The 16,637-nt window shown below is 75.4% G+C and carries 17 protein-coding genes and 1 pseudogene; 6 read left to right on the top strand and 12 right to left on the bottom strand.

Annotated features, from left to right (window positions below; translation table 11 throughout):
• Nucleotides 1–2: 2 nt before the first annotated feature.
• Nucleotides 3–1,052 (bottom strand): alpha/beta hydrolase family protein, encoded by a 1,050-nt coding sequence (locus HUT06_RS20930; protein WP_176197285.1) that lies wholly within the window; start codon nucleotides 1,050–1,052, stop codon nucleotides 3–5.
• Nucleotides 1,053–1,236: 184 nt separating this feature from the next.
• Nucleotides 1,237–2,070: an alpha/beta fold hydrolase gene (locus HUT06_RS20935; protein WP_176197286.1), complete on the bottom strand. Its 834-nt coding sequence runs from the start codon at nucleotides 2,068–2,070 to the stop codon at nucleotides 1,237–1,239.
• 83 nt (nucleotides 2,071–2,153) lie between these two features.
• On the opposite strand from HUT06_RS20935, the gene HUT06_RS20940 reads away from it, so the two are divergent.
• Nucleotides 2,154–3,167 carry a YafY family protein gene (locus tag HUT06_RS20940; protein ID WP_254715299.1) on the top strand — a complete coding sequence of 338 codons (1,014 nt, stop codon included), beginning with the start codon at nucleotides 2,154–2,156 and terminating at the stop codon, nucleotides 3,165–3,167.
• Between the two features lie 39 nt (nucleotides 3,168–3,206).
• Here HUT06_RS20940 and HUT06_RS20945 read toward each other — a convergent pair whose 3' ends face one another.
• The 9 genes from HUT06_RS20945 to HUT06_RS20985 all read right to left on the bottom strand — a co-directional run bounded on the left by HUT06_RS20945 (nucleotide 3,207) and on the right by HUT06_RS20985 (nucleotide 11,243).
• Complete coding sequence (locus tag HUT06_RS20945; RefSeq protein ID WP_176197287.1) at nucleotides 3,207–3,773, bottom strand: GNAT family N-acetyltransferase; 567 nt, start codon at nucleotides 3,771–3,773, stop codon at nucleotides 3,207–3,209.
• An 85-nt stretch (nucleotides 3,774–3,858) separates the two neighbouring features.
• Nucleotides 3,859–4,926, bottom strand: coding sequence for a YihY/virulence factor BrkB family protein (locus tag HUT06_RS20950; protein WP_217711366.1), 1,068 nt, complete (start codon nucleotides 4,924–4,926; stop codon nucleotides 3,859–3,861).
• A gap of 60 nt (nucleotides 4,927–4,986) precedes the next feature.
• Complete coding sequence (locus tag HUT06_RS20955; RefSeq protein ID WP_176197288.1) at nucleotides 4,987–5,373, bottom strand: DUF3618 domain-containing protein; 387 nt, start codon at nucleotides 5,371–5,373, stop codon at nucleotides 4,987–4,989.
• Nucleotides 5,370–5,858, bottom strand: coding sequence for a phage holin family protein (locus tag HUT06_RS20960; RefSeq protein ID WP_254715300.1), 489 nt, complete (start codon nucleotides 5,856–5,858; stop codon nucleotides 5,370–5,372). The genes HUT06_RS20955 and HUT06_RS20960 overlap by 4 nt, the downstream gene beginning before the upstream one ends.
• A gap of 134 nt (nucleotides 5,859–5,992) precedes the next feature.
• Nucleotides 5,993–7,117, bottom strand: coding sequence for an AAA family ATPase (locus HUT06_RS20965; RefSeq protein WP_176197289.1), 1,125 nt, complete (start codon nucleotides 7,115–7,117; stop codon nucleotides 5,993–5,995).
• Complete coding sequence (locus HUT06_RS20970; protein ID WP_176197290.1) at nucleotides 7,101–7,889, bottom strand: RNA ligase family protein; 789 nt, start codon at nucleotides 7,887–7,889, stop codon at nucleotides 7,101–7,103. Before HUT06_RS20970 ends, HUT06_RS20965 begins: the two co-directional genes overlap by 17 nt.
• Nucleotides 7,890–7,945: 56 nt before the next feature.
• Complete coding sequence (locus HUT06_RS20975; protein WP_176197291.1) at nucleotides 7,946–9,340, bottom strand: MFS transporter; 1,395 nt, start codon at nucleotides 9,338–9,340, stop codon at nucleotides 7,946–7,948.
• An 86-nt stretch (nucleotides 9,341–9,426) separates the two neighbouring features.
• Nucleotides 9,427–10,089, bottom strand: a complete 663-nt coding sequence (locus HUT06_RS20980) for a response regulator transcription factor (protein ID WP_176197292.1) — start codon at nucleotides 10,087–10,089, stop codon at nucleotides 9,427–9,429.
• Nucleotides 10,077–11,243: a sensor histidine kinase gene (locus HUT06_RS20985; RefSeq protein ID WP_254715301.1), complete on the bottom strand. Its 1,167-nt coding sequence runs from the start codon at nucleotides 11,241–11,243 to the stop codon at nucleotides 10,077–10,079. Before HUT06_RS20985 ends, HUT06_RS20980 begins: the two co-directional genes overlap by 13 nt.
• A 240-nt stretch (nucleotides 11,244–11,483) precedes the next feature.
• Here HUT06_RS20985 and HUT06_RS20990 point away from each other — a divergent pair, with 240 nt between their 5' ends.
• Complete coding sequence (locus HUT06_RS20990) at nucleotides 11,484–13,874, top strand: excinuclease ABC subunit UvrA (RefSeq protein ID WP_176197293.1); 2,391 nt, start codon at nucleotides 11,484–11,486, stop codon at nucleotides 13,872–13,874.
• Between the two features lie 44 nt (nucleotides 13,875–13,918).
• Nucleotides 13,919–14,266, top strand: a pseudogene (locus HUT06_RS44640) (helix-turn-helix transcriptional regulator); the annotation flags it as partial.
• Between the two features lie 213 nt (nucleotides 14,267–14,479).
• On the opposite strand, the gene HUT06_RS21000 reads toward HUT06_RS44640, so the two are convergent.
• Nucleotides 14,480–15,088, bottom strand: a complete 609-nt coding sequence (locus HUT06_RS21000) for a TetR/AcrR family transcriptional regulator (RefSeq protein ID WP_176197295.1) — start codon at nucleotides 15,086–15,088, stop codon at nucleotides 14,480–14,482.
• An 80-nt stretch (nucleotides 15,089–15,168) separates the two neighbouring features.
• Here HUT06_RS21000 and HUT06_RS21005 point away from each other — a divergent pair, with 80 nt between their 5' ends.
• The 3 genes from HUT06_RS21005 to HUT06_RS21015 all read left to right on the top strand — a co-directional run bounded on the left by HUT06_RS21005 (nucleotide 15,169) and on the right by HUT06_RS21015 (nucleotide 16,610).
• The gene (locus tag HUT06_RS21005; RefSeq protein ID WP_176197296.1) at nucleotides 15,169–15,573 is read left to right on the top strand and encodes a nuclear transport factor 2 family protein; all 405 of its coding nucleotides are present in this window, start codon (nucleotides 15,169–15,171) and stop codon (nucleotides 15,571–15,573) included.
• On the top strand, nucleotides 15,570–15,782 hold the full coding sequence (locus tag HUT06_RS21010; protein ID WP_176197297.1) for a heavy-metal-associated domain-containing protein: 213 nt from the start codon (nucleotides 15,570–15,572) through the stop codon (nucleotides 15,780–15,782). Before HUT06_RS21005 ends, HUT06_RS21010 begins: the two co-directional genes overlap by 4 nt.
• 288 nt (nucleotides 15,783–16,070) lie before the next feature.
• Nucleotides 16,071–16,610 (top strand): DUF1062 domain-containing protein, encoded by a 540-nt coding sequence (locus tag HUT06_RS21015; RefSeq protein ID WP_254715302.1) that lies wholly within the window; start codon nucleotides 16,071–16,073, stop codon nucleotides 16,608–16,610.
• Nucleotides 16,611–16,637: the final 27 nt, after the last annotated feature.

Below are 16,637 nucleotides of genomic sequence, written 5' to 3' on the forward strand. Positions count from 1 at the left end.
CGTCACGCCTGCCGCGCGCCGATCGACTTCATCAGCCCCGGCCAGATGGACTGCGACTCCCGCACCCACGCCGGCCAGTTGTGCCGCCCGTCGCCGTAGATGTGCGCGGTGTAGGGGATCTTCAGCTCGTCCAGCCGCTTCTTGAAGTCCTTGTTGTTCGCGCCGACCGCGATCTCGCTCAGCAGCCCGATGTCCCACGGCGCCACGTCCGGGTCGCCCGGACCCGGCCGGCCGGTCGTCCCCGCCGAGAAGAACAGCTGGGTGCCGCGCAGCTTGTCGGCCAGCGAGTACGGGTCGTGCGCCGCCCAGTTGGCGTCGTCGAGCCACGGGACGCCCCAGATCGCGAACGGGTCCTGCCCGTTGCCGGCGTTGGTGAACATCAGCATCGCCGGCATCCCGATCGAGCGCATCGACAGGATCCCGCTCAGCGACGCCGCGTACTTGAACATCCCCGGATGCCGCGCCGCGTACGCCATCGCGCCCGCGCCGCCCGAGGAGTTCCCGATCGCCGCGCGCAGCGCGCCCGCGTGGTAGTTGCGCTCCATCAGCTGGCGCACCTCGGCGGTGTGGAAGGTCTCCCACTTGGGCGACCCGCCCTTGCCGTAGTTGTACCAGTCGGTGTACGAGCCGTTCTCGCCCTCGGGCATCACCACGATGACGTTGTACTTGGCCGCCCACGCCTCGATGTCGGTGTTCTTGGTCCACGAGGTGTAGTTGTCCTGCCCGCCGTGGAAGGCGTACAGGATCGGCCACGTCGCCGCCGAGTCCCGCGTCCAGGTCTTCGGCAGCAGGATCCGGGTCTTGACCGACTTGCCCAGCGCCGGGGAGTCGATGGTGATGTCGACCTCGCGGGTGCCGACCTTGGTCTCCGCGGTGATGCGGGCGCCGTCGTCGGCCTTGGCCGACGGCCCCGCCAAGGCCAGCGCCCGCGCCTGCGCCGGGACCGTTCCCGCCGTGCCGATCCCGGCGACGAGCACGGCGCCGATGGCGCCGGACGCCAGCGAGCGCCGCCAGCGGACCCGGTGTGACCGACGGCGGACGGAGGGTGTCATCTGCTCACCTCGCGGATCAGGCCCGACCCCCGGCGGCCGCGCGACTCCGGGAGAGTGTCCTCGCCCCCGCCGAAATGATCTACATGTGCGGGTTACAAGAAAAGCGCGCGGCGCTGTGGAGAAGTGAGTCATCCCCGGGGCGGGCGGGCCGTCCCGGGGGAGGCGGGCCGTCGCGCCGCTCCGGTCAGCCGGCCGCTTCGGCCAGCAGCGCCGCCAGCGCCGCCGGCTCCGACAGCATCGGCCAGTGCCCGGTCGCCAGCTCCCGGTACCGCCAGCCGGGCCCGGTCATCGCCGCGAACACCGGATGCCCGTCCTCGCCCAGCCGCCGCACCACCGCCAGCGGGATCGTCGTGGCGATCAGCGTCCGCGGCGTCGCCGGCGGCGGGTCCGGGCGCGCCGCCGGCTGCGTCGCCGTCCCGAACGGCTGCGGCGTGGCGCGCTCGCGCATCTCCGCCAGCCGCGCGGCGCTCAGCCCCGCCAGGTTCACCGGGTCCTCGGCCGGGTCGAACGGCGGCACCGGGATCACCCGGCCGCCGCCCTCCTCGGCGACCGCCCGCTCCAGCTCCGCCCGCTCGGCCGGCTCGTGGAAGTCGATCGCGGCCATCCCGGACGGCATCGGCCCGGTGTCGACGTACACCACGCGCGCGATCCGGCCGGGCATCCGGTCGGCCGCGGCCGTCACCGCCATGTTCGCGCCGCTGTGCGCGACCAGGACGACCCGCTCCAGCCCGCCGTCCTCGACGACCCGCGCGATGTCGGCGACATGGGTGTCGACGTCGATCCCGGACACGTCGCCGCCCGCCCGCTCGGCCTGCCCGGACGGCGTGACCGCGTGCACCTCGTGGCCCGCGGCGCGCAGCACCGCCGCGACCTCGTCCCACGCCCACGCGCCCAGCCAGTACCCGGGGACCAGGACGAACGTCCCCGCCCTCGCCGCCCCGGCCGTCTCAGTCGTCCCGGTCGTCCCGGCCGTCCGGGTCGTCTCGCTCCGGCCGCCGGTGCTCGCTTCGGTGCCCATGTCGCGCCGTCCTCTCCTCTTCGGTACGGCACCACGCTACGGTCGATACCGGACAGGACCCGCCCGGATTAAGTGAGTGACCCGTGCCACATTCGTCCCACCCGACGACCCGCGTCCTGGCGATGCTGGAACTGCTGCAGGCCGGGCACCGCCTCGGCGGCGCCGAACTCGCCCGCCGGCTCGGCGTGGACGAGCGCACCGTCCGCCGCTACGCCGCCCGCCTGGACGACCTCGGCGTCCCCGTCGTCGCCGACCGCGGCCGCTACGGCGGCTACCGGCTCATGCCCGGCTACAAGCTGCCGCCGCTGATGCTCACCGACGACGAGGCCGTCGCCGTCGTCCTGGGCCTGCTCGCCGGACGCCGCACCGGCCTGCCCGGGCCCGCCGCCGAGAGCGCCCTGGCCAAGGTGCAGCGCGTCCTGCCCGCCGCGCTGCGCGACCGGGTCCAGGCCCTGCGCGACACCCTCGGGTTCACCGGCCCCGACCGCACCGCCGGCGGCGGCGCCGGAACCGGCACGGCGCCCGGCACGGCGCCCGGCACGGCTCCCGACACCGGGGCCGTGCTGACCCTGGCCTCCGCCGCCCGCGAGCGCCGCCGCGTCCGGCTGCGGTACCGGTCCTGGCGCGGCGAGGAGACCGAACGGGACCTGGACCCCCACGGGCTGGTGCTGCACTCCGGGCGCTGGTACGTCACCGGCCACGACCACCGCAGCGGCGAGACCCGCACGTTCCGCGTCGACCGGATCGCCTCCGCCGAACCCGGCACCGAGCGGTTCGAGGCGCCCGGCGACGCCGACCCCGTCCGCGACGTCCTGCGGTCACTGGCCCGCGTCCCCTACGCCCACGAGGTCGAGGTCGTCCTGCAGACCACCCTCGACGAGGCCCGCCGCCGCGTCCCCGCCGCGGTCGCGACCCTGGCCGACAATACCGGCGCAGACGGCGGGGGAGTGCTGATGACCACCCGCGCCGAACGGCTCGACGGCATGGCCCGGATGCTGGCCGGGCTCGGGTTCCCCTTCATCGTCCGCCGCCCCGCCGAACTGCGCGGCCACGTCCGCGACCTGGCCCGCGACCTGGCCGAGCAGGCCGACCGGTGACCGCACCGCCGCGGGCGCCCCGGGCGAGCGCGGCGCGCCTCAGGCGCGCGTGCGGGCGTCCCACTCGTGCCGCAGCATCGCGTACACGACCTCGTCGCTCCACTCGCCCTTGACGATCTCGTTGTGCACCAGGTGCGCCTCGCGGCGCATCCCCAGCCGCTCCAGCACCCGCGCGGACGCGGCGTTGCGGCCGTCCAGCCGGCCGCACACCCGGTGCAGGTCCAGGCCCTCGAACCCCAGCCGCAGCACGACCTCGGCGGCCTCGGTGGCGAACCCCCGGCCGTGGAAGGCCGGGTTGAAGATGTAGCCGATCTCGCCCTGCCGGTGCTCGCGGCTGCGGTACTGCAGGTTGACCTCGCCGATCAGGTCGCCGGTCTCGCGCCACACCACCGCCAGGACCAGCCAGTCGCCCTCCCTCTCCACGGTGGCGGCGCTCATCTTCTGCTTCAGGAACGACCGCGACTCCTCCAGCGTCCGCGGCTCCCAGTACAGGAACCGCGCCACCTCCGGCAGGGACTGGTAGGCGTACAGGCCCTCCAGGTCGCCCTCGTGGAACGGCCGCAGGGTGAGACGCTCGGTCTCGATCGGGTACACGGGACGGAGCATGGGGCGATCCTATTCACCGTGTTCGCCCTCGTGCGACCGTGATTCCCCGGTAACCCCGAGCGCGGCGGGCTCCGGCCGCGCGCCGCTAGGAGCGGCCCGGCCCGGGACGGCCGCGGGTCGCTCCCGGCCCCGGCGCCGCCGACCCGCCGCCCCCCTCCCGAGGGGCACCGCCGCCGCCCCGGCCGCCGTCCCCGCCGCCGTCGGCCACGCCGGTCTCGCGGCGGTCCTCCTCGTCGAAGGCGCGGGTGTCGCGGAACCGCACGTACGGCTCCCGGCCCGGGGGAGTGCCCGCCGCGATCGCCCGTCCCCGCTCCAGCTCGGCGTTCAGCTCCAGGCCCAGCAGGATCGCCAGGTTCGTGATCCACAGCCACACCAGGAACACGATGACCGCCGCGAGGCTGCCGTAGGTCTTGTTGTAGGAGGAGAAGTTCGCCACGTACACCGCGAACAGCGCCGACGCCACCAGCCACACCACGAGCGCCAGGACCCCGCCGGGCGCCAGCCCCCGGAAACCGCGCTTGGCGTTGGGCGACGCCCAGTACAGCAGCATGAACAGGAACGCCACCACCACCAGCAGCACCGGCCACTTGGCGATGTTCCACACCGTCACCGCCTGCGACCCGGCGCCGATCACGTCGCCGACCTTGCGGGCCAGCGGCCCGGTCACCACCACCGCGATCGCCGACGCCGACAGCAGCACCAGCGTCACCAGCGTCACCCCGATCCGCACCGGGAGGGTCTTCCAGATCGGGCGGCCCTCGGGGACGTCGTAGACGATGTTGGACGCCTGCATGAACCCGCCGACGTACCCCGACGCCGACCACACCGCGCCCAGCAGGCTCACCACCGCGATCACCCCGGCGCCGCCGCCGCTGTCCTGCAGCTGCCGCACCGAGCTGACCAGCAGGTCCCGCACCGCGCCGGGCGCCAGGTCCCCGATGTTGTTGATCAGGTCGTCGGTGGTGGACCGGCCGGCCAGCCCGACCAGCGACACCACCACCAGGATCGCCGGGAAGATCGACAGGATGGAGTAGTAGGTGAGCGCCGCCGCCCACGCGGTGAGGTTGTCGTCCTTGAACTCGCCGACCGTCCGCTTCAGCGCCCCCCGCCACGAGGTGGCCGGGGGGTCGGCGATCGCACCGGGGACACGCATGCAGGTCCTCTCACCGGATCGGTACCGGGGCCGGTCCCGGGGCGGGCCCGTTCCCGGGGTTCAGCGGCCCTTGCCGCGCCGCACCTTCACCGCGCGCCGCTGCCCGGCGGCGATCCGGAACCGCACCGGCCCCACCCGCCGCGAGGACGTCCGCCGGCGGCGCATCCACAGCGCCGCCGCCGCCAGCGCGCCCGCGGAGACGACCACCGCGCCGCCCTGCCGGGCCCGCGCCATCGTCTCCTCCGAGCCCGCCGCCTGCCACGCCGACGCCGCGGCGTCGCGCGCGCGGCCGCGGGCGTACTCGGCCTTCTCCCGGGCCAGCGCCTTCACGTCCGCCTTGGCGGCCAGCTGCTCGACGGTGTCGCCGAGCTCGTGGCGCGCCCGGTCGACCTCCTGGCGCAGCTCCTCGGTGCCGGCCTCGGCGCCGTGCCTGCTCTGAACCGTCATCGGTGCGTCGCCCTCTCCTTCAGTTCGGCCACGGTCTGCCGCGCGCCGTCCATGGCGGCCTCGGGCTTGGCCGGTGCGGCGCGCCTGGTCTGCGACCGGCCCATCAGGGCCAGCACCCCCGCCACCAGCATCAGGAACCCGCCGATGATCAGCGCCGCCGCCCACACCGGCAGCGCCAGCGCGATCGCGGCGATCGCCGCGGCCAGCAGCGCCGCCAGCCCGTACAGCGCGACCAGCGCCGCGCCGCCGAACATCCCGGCGCCGGTGCCGGCGTGGCGCGCCTTGCCCTTCAGCTCGGCGACCGCCAGCCGCAGCTCGGCGCGGGTCAGGTCCGAGACCTGCTGCGCGGCCTGCCGCACCAGCTCGCCCGTGCCCGCCTCCGGGCGCCGCGAGCCGAACTCCGGTGCCCGGGCCTGGTCCACGCGGTGCGCGCCCATGCCCTCGGCCGCCGCCTCGCCGTCATGCGTCTGCCGCACGATGCTCATCGCCTTCAGGCCCCCTCCGCGTTGTCTGGACGCTTGAAGGTGGCGTTCCCCCTTGGCGGAGGCTAAACGTGTCCGGGTCCCGACAAAGGGTGAACAGGCGTGCCGGGCCGTGCCGCCGCGCGGCCCTGGGCGGGCTAGGCGGTGGTGAGCCAGTGGACGCGGTGCGCCTCGGTCGGGTCGGGGGTCTCCCAGCGGCGCACCAGCCGGTCCAGGACCGCGTCCGGGACGGGCGCCGGCCGCGCCCGGTTGCGGTCGCGGACCACGCCGGGCGGCGCCTCCACCGCGACGATCTCCACCCGCGCCCGGTACCGGGCGGCCAGGCCCGTGCACGCCTCCCGCTGCTGCCGGGACACGTTCGTGGCGTTCCACACGAACGACCGCCCCGCGCGCAGGTGCCCGCGGGCCTCCTCGTGCGCGGCGGCCGCCACCGCCCGCTGGTCGCCCGAGGGGGACACGCCCATCTCGGCGCGGAGCCGGTCCAGGCTCACCACCGGCACGTCCGGGCGGTGCGCGGCGATCCAGTGGTCCTTGCCCGCGCCCGGCAGCCCCGACAGCACCGTCACCGTGCAGCGGGTGTCGTCGAACGCGGCGTAGCCGGGGTCGCGGCCGGGCTTGCGGAAGTACCAGAACCGGGCATGGTCGGACGGGAACGCGCGCGGCGCGTCCAGGCACTCCTGCTCGGCGCAGTACTCCCCGTACAGGGCGGCGTTGTCCAGCAGCTCGGCGGTGTCGGAGCAGATCCGGCCGAGGATGTCGGCCGACGCCAGCAGCACCAGGTCGTCGTTGCGGGCCAGCAGGCTCGCCCGGAACGCGATCTGCTGCAGGTCGGGGCGCTCCAGAGCCCAGAACGGCACCTGGTGGTGGCGCACCAGCGCCGCGACGTGCTCGCGCCAGGCGACCGGCGCGCCGAGCTCCCACAGGATCCGCCGGACCATCAGGTCGCCGCGGCGGGAGTGGCCGCGCGCGGTGACGCGGCCGTCGCCGTCCAGGGCGGTGCAGTGCGGCTTGGCGACGTCGTGCATCAGCACCGCGGTGAACAGCCGCACCCGCTCATCCGCCGGGCGGGCCCGCCACTGCGGCAGCGACGCCAGCGCCTCGCACGCCATCCGGGTGTGGGTGGCGACGTCGCCCTCGCCGTGGTGGACGGGGTCCTGCGGGACGTCGGCCAGGTCCCGCACCCAGCCGAACGCGTCCCGGATCCGGTCCCAGGGGACGCTCCAGTGCGGCGGCGCCGGGCACAGCTCATCGAACACCCGCATACAGCACCTCCGGATCTGCCAGGCCGTTGGCGACGATGGGCCGGTCCAGCCAGTGGGTGCCGGCGTCCAGGATCGCGGTCAGAAAGCTCGGACGGACCCACTTGTAGCGGCCGACGGTCCGCCCGCCCTCCTCCACCTTGATGTAGAGGCCCTCCATCTCCTCGCGGGAGTCGCTCTCCGCGGCGACGCGATCGGGGTCGGCGCCGCCCGCGGCGGCCGCCGCGCGCAGCGCGTCCCGCCATCCCGGGGTGCGGCAGGTCGAGGGCCCCGCCAGCGCCGTCAGCGCGGCCAGGTCCGGCAGCGGGCCCTCGTGCAGGACCGGGACCGGCACCACCGGCGTCCCGGCGAGCAGCTCCCCGCGCCGCGGCGTCGACAGGAACGTCCCGTCGGCCAGGTCCAGGACGTCGAACGCGCAGAAGTAGTGGGGGAGCGCGTCGTAGAAGACGGTGTGCTTGGCGTACAGCCACTCCCCGTACAGGACGTACCGGTCCCGCAGGCGTTCGCGCAGGACGTGCTGGACCGACGCGGCCCACGCTTTCAGCGGCCCGAACTGCCGCTCGCGGGGCCCGCCGGTCAGGTAGTGGCCGCGGCTCTGCAGCCGCAGCTCCCCATCGGCGGTGAAGCTGATGCCGGCGTTGGCGCCGTCGAGCTTCTCCTCCACCACCAGGTACCGCCCGGCGATCTCCGCGAACGGCGCCGCGGCGAGATCGTGGTCGCCGGGCTGGAGCCGCGAGCCCGCGATGTGCGGGGTCCGGGGGTATTTGCGGAGCATGCCGACCGTTGTAGGGGACCGTCGCCGGTCCCGCCAACAGGTTTTCCCCCGGGCCGTCAGCGGGCCGGGACGGCGCGGACCAGGGCCAGCGCCACCAGCCACAGCGCCGCGCTCACCCAGGCCAGGGCGTGCAGCCCGGACGCGAACGCCGGGCCCGTCGCCGGCCCGGCGACCGCCCCGTACACCGCGACGCCCAGCGCCGTCCCGACCTGCCGGGCGGCGTTGTTGAACCCGCCCGCCAGACCGGCGTGCGCGGGCGGCGCCGCGCGCATCGCCGCGGCCACCGCGGCCGTGACGATCAACCCGTCGCCGATCCCGATGGCCGCCAGCGCCGGCAGCAGCGGCCCGTACCCGCCGCCGGGCCGCGCGGCCAGGAGCGACAGCGAGCCGGCGGCGGCGACCGCAGCGCCCGCGGCCAGCGGCACCCGCGTCCCGAACCGGGCGGTCAGCCGGCCGCTCACCGGCGCCAGCGCCGCCAGCGGCACCGCCATCGGCAGCAGCAGCGCCCCGGCCGCCGCCGCCGAGCGGTGCCCGGCCTGCTGCAGCAGCAGCGTCGAGGTGAACAGCACCCCGTTGGTGACCAGGTTCATGATCAGCGAGATGGCGTTCGCGCCCAGGAACGCCCGCGCCCGCAGCAGCCCGCCCGGCAGCATCGGCGCCGCCGCGCGCCGCTCGGCCAGGACGAGCCCCGCCCCGGCGGCCACCGCGACCGCGGCGGCGCCGGCGGCGGTGCCCCGGTGGCCGTGCCCGGCGGCGACGACCGCCCCTACCAGGCCGCCCAGGGCCAGCGGCGCCAGCACCATCCCGGCGCGGTCCAGCGGCACGCGGGCCCGCGTCCCCCGGCCCGGTTCGCGGACGAGCGCGCGGACCCCGGCGATCGCCGCCGCGGCGGCCGGCACGTTCAGCAGGAAGATCCACCGCCACCCCGCCGTGTCGACCAGCAGCCCGCCCAGCAGCGGTCCCGCCGGCAGCGCCGTGGAGGAGATCCCCGCCCACGCCCCGAGCGCCCGCGCCTGCTCGGCGGCCCCCGGATACAGCGCGGTGACCAGGGCGAGGCTGCCGGGCAGCAGCAGCGCCGCGCCCGCGCCCTGGACGGCGCGCGCCGCGATCAGCGGCCCCGCGCCCGGCGCCGCCCCGCACGCCAGCGACGCGGCGCCGAACAGCGCGAACCCGGCGAGCGTCATCCGGCGGCGCCCGATCCGGTCGCCGAGCGCGCCGCCCGCCGGCAGCAGCCCCGCGATCGCGACCGCGTAGCCGTCCACGACGCCCTGCAGCCCGGGCAGGCCGGTGCCCAGCGCCCGGCCGATGCCGGGCAGCGCGACGTTGACGATCGTCACGTCCAGCAGCACCAGGAACATCCCCGCGCACAGGACCGCCAGCGCCGCGCCGCGCCGGGGCACCGGTCGTGTCCCGCCGGGGCGGCCGGGGGTGTCGGTCGTGGTGGTGTCCATGACTCCACCGTGGGCCCCGGACGTTTCGCCGCGGCCCGAACCGTCCCCGCGGGGGCCGGTGCCGGGGGCCGGTGCCCGGGAGCCGGTCAGACGAGGCCGGCGTCGTGGACCAGCAGCGCGATCTGGGTGCGGTTGTCCAGGCCCAGTTTGGTCAGGACGCTGGACACGTGCGCCTTCACCGTCGCCAGGCTCATGAACAGCTCCGCCGCGATGTCGGCGTTGGACCGGCCCCGCGCGAGCTGCAGCGCCACCTCGTTCTCGCGGGGGCTGAGCCGGGCGAGCGCCGCGCGGGCCCGCTGGTGCGCGCCCGCCTCGGTCGCGGCGCGGTCCATCAGGCGGCGGGTCACGCTCGGCGACAAGATCGGGTCGCCGGCGGCGACCCGCTGCACCGCGTCGACGATCCGGCCGGGCGGGGTGTCCTTCAGCAGGAACCCGCCGGCGCCGGCGCGCAGCGCGCGCAGGATGTCCTCGTCGGAGTCGAACGTCGTCAGCACGATGACCTCGGGCGGGTTCGGCCGGGCCCGCAGCCGGCGGGTCGCGGTGATGCCGTCCACCCGGGGCATCCGCAGGTCCATCAGGACGACGTCGGGCGCGTGCGCGTCGGCGGCCGCGGGCACCTCGGCGCCGTCGGCGGCCTCCCCGGCCACGGTGATGCCGCCCGCCCCGTCCAGCATCATCGACAGCCCGGCGCGGACGAGCGCGTCGTCGTCCACGATCAGCACGCGCAGGGGACGGTTCACGCCGGCCATGGTAGCCAGGCGCGCAGCCGGAACTCGCCCGCGGCCGCCTCGTGGTCCAGCCGGCCGCCCGCCAGCCGGACCCGCTCGGTCAGCCCGACCAGGCCCGTCCCGCTGCCCGGCGGCGGGGCGGCGCCGCCCCCGGCCAGCGCGTTGCGGACGTCGACGACCAGCCCGGCGCCCGGACCGCCCTCCAGCACCACCCGCACCGGCGCGCCCGCGGCGTGCTTGCGGGCGTTGGTCAGCGCCTCCTGCACCACCCGGTAGGCGGCGCGGCCCGCCGCCGGCGGCGCGGCCGCCGCCGCGGCGACCTCGTCGCGCAGCTCCACCCGCCCGCCGGCGGCCCGCGACTCCTCCAGCAGCCGGGGCACGTCGGCCAGCGCCGGCTGCGGCCGGCCCTCCCCGTCGGCGTCGCCGCCGGGCTGGTCGGTGCGCAGCAGCAGGATCACCTCGCGCAGCTCCTCCAGGGCCTGGTGCACTCCCGCGCGGACCACCCCGGCGGCCTGCGCGAGCTTGTCCGGCGGCGCGTCGGGCCGGTACTCCAGCGCGCCCGCGTAGGTGGCCAGCAGCGACAGCCGGTGCGCGAGGACGTCGTGCATCTCCCGCGCGATCCGGGTCCGCTCGGCCATCCGCGCCTCGGCGACCCGGCGGCCCTGCTCGGCCTCGGCGCGGCGGGCCCGCTCGCGCAGCGACGCCAGTAGCTGCCGCCGCGCCCGCACCAGCGCGCCCCACCCGACCAGCGCGCCGTAGGCGAGCGCGACCAGCAGCGTCCACCAGCCGAAGGAGATCCCGCCGCTCGGCCGCCACCACCCCTGCGCGACGTGCGCGGCGATCCCCGCCGCGCCGACCGCCGCCGCCACCGGGAACGGGCGCCGCTGCGCGACCTGCAGCACCCCCATGCTCGCCGCCGGCGTCGCCGCCGGGGACAGCGCCGCCAGGACGCTCAGCGCCAGCGCGGCCGGCACCGGCCGCCACAGCAGCAGCGGCGCCGCCAGGCACGACACCGCGCCGACCGCCGCGTCCACCGCCAGGCTCCCGCCGGTCCCCGGCCGCCCCCACAGCGTCAGGGCGGTCAGCGCCGCCGACACCGCGAACACGATCAGGGCCCCGCCCCGCATACTCGGCCGCGGACCGTCGTCCACCTGCCCGAACGTCACCTCGTTCACCGGGCACAGGCTAGCCGCGGGCCGCCCGGCGGCGGCACCGACCAAAGTCGGTGGCCGCTCCGCCCGAGGACGGCCCGGTGGCGGGCCGGCGGGCGGCCGGTCAGGAATCGAGAAGCGGTCTGTCGGTGGCCGCGGATAGCGTGGCGGCAGGCCGGTCTGACATATCCTTCGCGCTGATCTGATCGAGCCGGGCGACCCGACGGGGGAACGCGGACGCGGCGCCAACCAGATGGAGACACGATGAGCAAGGCCACGACGACGGACGCCCAGCCTCCGGCGGAGCACGCCGCCGACAGCCACGAGCTGATCCGCGTGCACGGGGCGCGCGAGAACAACCTCAAGGACGTCAGCATCGAGATCCCCAAGCGGCGGCTGACGGTGTTCACCGGCGTGTCCGGGTCGGGCAAGAGCTCGCTGGTGTTCAACACGATCGCCGCGGAGTCGCAGCGGCTGATCAACGAGACCTACAGCACCTTCGTGCAGGGCTTCATGCCGACGCTCGCGCGGCCCGAGGTCGACGTCCTCGAAGGGCTGACCACCGCGATCATCGTCGACCAGCAGCGGATGGGCTCCGACCCCCGCTCCACCGTCGGCACCGCCACCGACGCCAACGCGATGCTGCGCATCCTGTTCAGCCGCCTCGGCAAGCCCTACATCGGCACGGCCAAGGCGTTCTCCTTCAACGTCGCCTCCATCAGCGGCGCCGGCGCCGTCACCGTGGAACGCGCCGGCAAGACCGTCAAGGAGAAGCGCAGCTTCAGCATCACCGGCGGCATGTGCCCGCGCTGCGAGGGCCGCGGCGCCGTCACCGACTTCGACCTGACCGCCCTGTACGACGACTCCAAGTCGCTGCGCGAGGGCGCGCTCACCATCCCCGGCTACAGCATGGACGGCTGGTACGGCCGCATCTTCATGGGGTCGGGGTTCTTCGACCCCGACAAGCCGATCCGCGACTACACCGCCGACGAGCTGCGGGACCTGCTCCACAAGGACACCACCAAGATCAAGGTCGACGGGATCAACGTCACCTACGAGGGCCTGATCCCGCGGATCCGCAAGTCGTTCCTGGCCAAGGACCGGGAGGCGATGCAGCCGCACATCCGCGCGTTCGTGGACCGGGCGATCACCTTCACCTCCTGCCCCGAGTGCGGCGGCACCCGGCTCACCGAGGCGGCCCGCTCGTCCAAGATCAAGGGGATCAGCATCGCCGACGCCTGCGCGATGCAGATCAGCGACCTCGCCGAGTGGGTGCGGGAGCTGGACGAGCCGTCGGTCGCGCCGCTGCTGACCACGCTGCAGCACACCCTCGACTCGTTCGTGGAGATCGGGCTCGGCTACCTCAGCCTGGAACGCCCGTCCGGCACCCTGTCGGGCGGCGAGGCGCAGCGCACCAAGATGATCCGCCACCTCGGGTCCTCGCTCACCGACGTCACCTACGTCTTCGACGAGCCGACGATCGGGCTGCACCCCCACGACATCCAGCGGATGAACGGCATGCTGCTGCAGCTGCGCGACAAGGGCAACACCGTCCTGGTCGTCGAGCACAAGCCGGAGGCGATCGCGGTCGCCGACCACGTCGTCGACCTCGGACCGCGCGCCGGCACCGAGGGCGGCGAGGTGATGTTCGAGGGGACAGTGGACGGCCTGCGCGCCAGCGGCACCCTCACCGGCCGGCACCTGGACGACCGCGCCGCCCTCAAACCGGCGGTGCGCGAGGCGTCCGGCGTGCTGGAGGTGCGCGGCGCCGCCGCCCACAACCTCCAGGACGTCGACGTCGACATCCCCCTCGGCGTGCTGGTCGTCGTCACCGGCGTCGCCGGGTCCGGCAAGAGCTCGCTGATCAACGGGTCGGTGACCGGCCGGGACGGGGTGGTGTCGGTCGACCAGGCCCCGATCAAGGGGTCGCGGCGCAGCAACCCGGCCACCTACACCGGGCTGCTCGACCCGATCCGCAAGGCCTTCGCCAAGGCCAACGGGGTGAAGCCGGCGCTGTTCAGCGCCAACTCCGAGGGCGCCTGCCCCAACTGCAAGGGCGCCGGCGTCGTCTACACCGACCTGGCGATGATGGCGGGCGTCGCCACCACCTGCGAGGAGTGCGAGGGCAAGCGGTTCCAGGCCGCGGTGCTGGAGCACCACCTCGGCGGCCGCGACATCGCCGAGGTCCTGGCGATGCCGGTGACCGAGGCCGAGGAGTTCTTCGGCGCCGGCGACGCGCGGATCCCCGCCGCGCACAAGATCCTGCAGCGGATGGCCGACGTCGGGCTCGGCTACCTGCGGCTCGGCCAGCCGCTCACCACGCTGTCCGGCGGCGAGCGGCAGCGCCTCAAGCTCGCCACCCACATGGGCGACAAGGGCGGCGTCTACGTGCTGGACGAACCGACCACCGGCCTGCACCTCGCCGACGTCGAGCAGCTCCTCGGCCTCCTGGACCGGCTCGTCGACTCCGGCAAGTCCGTCATCGTCATCGAGCACCACCAGGCCGTCATGGCGCACGCCGACTGGATCATCGACCTCGGTCCCGGCGCCGGCCACGACGGCGGCCGGATCGTGTTCCAGGGCACGCCCGCCGACCTGGTCGCCGACCGCTCCACCCTCACCGGCCGGCACCTGGCCGCCTACGTCGCCGACTGACCGGCGCCTGCCCCACGCGGGGGCCGTGTGGCAGGATTTCCCAGGTGAGCAGCAGTACCGATCCGGCGCAGCGCCTGCGCGACCTGGCGCGGCTGCGCCGGGTCCGCGACCGGATCGACCGCGAGTACGCGCGGCCGCTGGACGTCGAGGCGCTCGCCCGCGGCGTCCACATGTCCGCCGGGCACCTCAGCCGCCAGTTCCGCCTCGCCTACGGTGAGTCGCCCTACGGCTACCTGATGACGCGGCGGATCGAGCGGGCGATGGCGCTGCTGCGCCGCGGCGACCTCACCGTCACCGAGGTGTGCTTCGCGGTCGGCTGCTCGTCCCTGGGCACCTTCAGCACCCGCTTCACCGAACTGGTCGGGATGCCGCCCAGCGCCTACCGCCGCCGCACCGCCGACACGGCAGGCACAGCGAACACCACCGACACGGCGAACACGGCCGACACCGCGAACACGGCGGGCGTCACGGGCGCGGCGCCCGGCACGACGCCCGGCACGGCGGCGGAGACGGCGGCGGGGATGCCGGTCGGCATGCCGTCGTGCCTGGAGAAGCAGGTGACCAGGCCCCTCAGGGCCCGCTGACGGCCGGGCGCCGCCCGCCCCTCACCGCGGCGGCGGCTCCGCCGGGGCCGCCGCGCCGAGCACCCGCAGCACGCTGGTGCGCAGGGCGTCCCCGGCGTCCCGGTCCGACATCCGCCCGGCCGCCCGCTCCTCGCCGGCGGCGTGGGCGAGCCTGACGGTGACCGACACCAGCCAGTCCAGCGGGAGCCGGTCGTCGAACTCCCCGGTGCGCCGGCCCCGCTCGACCACCCGCGCGATCCGGTCGGTGATCGGCAGGTGCCGGTCGCGGTCGGCCCGCGCGCCGACGGGCAGCTCGCCGATGCGCCGCAGCAGCGCGGGGGAGCGGCGGGCCGCCCGCTCGGCGGCGTCCAGCACCCGCAGCAGGGCGCCGGCGGCCGGCCCGTCGTCGGGGCCGGCGGCGTCCATCGCGGCGGCGACCTCCTCGGTGATCCGGTCGACGACGCCCACCAGCAGCCGCTCGCGGGAGGAGAAGTGGGCGTAGACGGTCTGGCGCGTCACGCCCGCCGCCGCGGCGACCGCCTCCAGGCTCGCGTCGGGCCGCTCGTCCAGGACCCGGACGGCGGCGTCCAGGATGGCGGCCCTGCTGCGGCGCGCGTCGGCGCGGCGGCGGGGAACCGGAGAAGCACTCATCTCTTACACCTTGTCAGAATTATCGGGGCATGTATATCTTACAGCGCGTAAGAGTTATCGATCCCGACCAGCGGAGCACCATGCGCGCACTCGCCGGCACCGACCCCGAGCGGTTCATCGCCGACTTCTTCACCTCCTTCAACCGGGAGCTGCTGGACACCGACGACGATCCGGCGGCGATCGTCGACCGCTACCACACCCCCGACATCGTCCAGGTCGCCGACGGCCACCGGATGGACCGCGACACCCTCATCGCCCACACCCGGCCCGTCCGCAAGAACCGGCCCGAAGGCCGCGTGGACGTGCACGACGCCATCGCCGACGGCGACCGGATCGCCGCCCGCTACACCCTGCACGTCCGCCGGCGCGGCAAGGAACTGCGGATCGAGGTCTGCTTCTTCGGCCGCTTCGCCGACGACGGGCGGATGCGCGCCGCGCACATGCTCACCCGCACCGTCCCCGCCGACCGGGGGGAACCGGCATGACCCGCTCCTACACCGTCGCCGGCATGGCCTGCGGGCACTGCGCCGCCGCCGTCACCGAGGAGATCGAGCGCATCGCCGGCGTCACCGCCGTGACGGTCGACGTCGCCGCCGGCCGGGTCACGGTGACCGGCGACGGGCCGCTCGACACCGCGGACGTCCGCACCGCGGTCGAGGAGGCCGGCTACGAACTCCCCGGCGCCGACGCCTAGACGCGCCCCGGCCGCACGGCACCGGCGGAGCCCCGGCCGCAAAACCGGTTGAGCGTCCCGGCCGCGGCCCCGTAGGTTGCCTGCGGCCCACCGCCGTGAGGACAAAGGACGACACCGCGTGACCCCGCCTGCTCTGCAGACCTGACACCTTCTTCCGCTCACCTGTAGCCGACGCTCCCGTCGGTTCCGCCGGGCTGCCCTCGCGCGCCCGGCCCTGCAGCGTCCGAGGCCGCGCGCAATCGGCCTCGTGTCAGGTCGAGAGAGCCCATGTCCTCACAACCTCATACCGTGCTGCCCTGGATCGTCCGCCGGACCAGGCTGCCGCTGCTGTCGCTGCGGTGCCCCGGCTGCCGGTCGGAGTCGGCGACCGCCGGCGAGGGCAGGTTCCGCGTCAACGCCAACGGCAAGCTGCTGGACGTGTGGCTGCTGGTCCGCTGCGCGTCCTGCGACCGCACGCGCAAGCTCACCGTGCACGAGCGGGCCCCGGTCGCCTCCTTCGCGGCGGCCGACCTGCGCGGCTACCGCGCCAACGATCCGGACCTGGTGGCGTCCACGCTGCTGGACCCGCTGCTGGCCCGCCGCAACCGCTTCACCCTGGACTGGACGGGCGCCTGGCGGCTGCACACCCCACCGGAGCGGCCCGACGAGGCGTGGCCGCTCCGGGTGCGGGTCGCCTTGGAGGACCCGGTGCCGGTGCGGCCGGAACGGCTCATCGCCCGCGGGCTCGGCCTCAGCAGGAACGAGGTCCGGCGCCGGGTCAAGTGCGACGTCCCGCCGCGCCGTCCGACGAGTACGGGATTCACCTTCACCGTGCCGGCCGGAGACTAGCGCGGCCGCGGCCGCGGCGGGCGACCG

Source organism: Actinomadura sp. NAK00032 (assembly GCF_013364275.1).
GTDB lineage: Bacteria > Actinomycetota > Actinomycetes > Streptosporangiales > Streptosporangiaceae > Spirillospora.